General features: G+C 62.0%; 1 protein-coding gene. It reads left to right on the forward strand.

Features of this window, described 5'->3' with window-relative positions:
- Positions 1-1,290: ISNCY family transposase (locus GFM02_RS34695; protein WP_168324225.1), on the forward strand; the 1,290-nt coding region annotated here is incomplete at its 5' end.
- Positions 1,291-1,422: the final 132 nt, after the last annotated feature.

Consider the following 1,422-nt stretch of genomic DNA (forward strand, 5'->3'; position numbering starts at 1 on the left):
TCGGCGGCGCGTGTTCTGGGCTTGAGCGAGCGCCAGGTGCGCCGGCTGTTGGAGCGGATCAGGACGACCGGCGCGGCGTCGATCCGGCACAAGGCGATCGGCCGACCGTCGAACAACAGGATCAGCCCGGGCGTGCGCGATTATGCTTTGGCTCTCATTCGAGAGCGCTATGCCGATTTCGGTCCAACCTTGGCAGCCGAGAAGCTTGCCGAGCTCGATGGGCTGACGGTGTCGCGCGAGACGCTGCGCCAATGGATGTCGGGCGCCGGCATCTGGCTGTCGCGCAAGCAGCGGCGGACGTTTCATCAGCCACGATTGCGGCGCGAGGCCTATGGCGAGCTGGTGCAGATCGACGGATCGGAACATCGCTGGTTCGAGGATCGCGGCGATCCGTGTTCGCTGCTGGTGTTCGTCGACGATGCGACGGGCAAGCTGATGCAGTTGCGCTTCGTGCGCTCGGAAAGCGCGTTCAGCTATTTCGAGGCGCTGGCGCTTTATTTGAAGGATCACGGTGCTCCCGTTGCCTTCTATTCCGACAAGCATTCGGTGTTCCGGGTGGCGAAGAAGGAGGCCAAGGGTGGCCAGGGCATGACCCAGTTCGGGCGTGCACTCTCGGAACTAAACATCGAGATTCTTTGCGCAAATTCGAGCCAGGCGAAGGGCCGGGTTGAACGGATGAACCGGACATTGCAGGATCGGCTGATCAAGGAACTGCGGTTAGCGGGCATCGGCAGCATGGACGATGGCAATGCTTTTCTGCCGCGGTTCATGGCGCGGTATAACCAGCGGTTTGCCATCGCCCCTACCCGTCCTGACAATCTGCATCGGCCGATCAACATGCCATCGGATCGGCTGCAGGAGATCCTGTGCAAGCGTGAGCAGCGTTATGTCGGGGCGCAGCTGACGTTTTCGTTCGAGCGCCAGCGGATCATGCTGGAAGAGAGTGATGTGACGCGTGGCCTGGTGGGCCGTTATGTCGAGACCTATGCCTATGCCGATGGCCGGCTCGACGTGCGCTGGAAAGGCCATTCCCTGTCCTATCGGGTGTTCGACAAGGACCAGCGGGTGACGCATGCGGCGATCACCGAGAACAAGCGGCTTTCCGATGTGCTGGCCTATATCAAGGAGCGGCAGGATCAGCGACCAACGCCGAAGGTGAAGACCAACAGCGAGAAGAACGGCTATACGCCGCGGAGCCGCAAGCCCGGTCGGAACAGGGATTTCATGAACGATCCCGCCGTCATTGCCCGACGGCGCCAAGCGCTCTCTGACCTCGATGCGGCGGAATGACCGGCTGCTGCAACTGTCAAAGCTAAAGCCAATGGGTGCGTCTCATCCGCCCCCTCCCTTCCCTTGCAACCCGGCCCAGCCGGTCCGGTCGGGGGCTTGCCTCAGCGCAAGTGGACATGCCGAGTGTCGCAT

Origin of the sequence: Rhizobium leguminosarum bv. viciae (assembly GCF_012276115.1) — a bacterium.
Classification (GTDB): Bacteria; Pseudomonadota; Alphaproteobacteria; order Rhizobiales; family Rhizobiaceae; genus Rhizobium; species Rhizobium leguminosarum_T.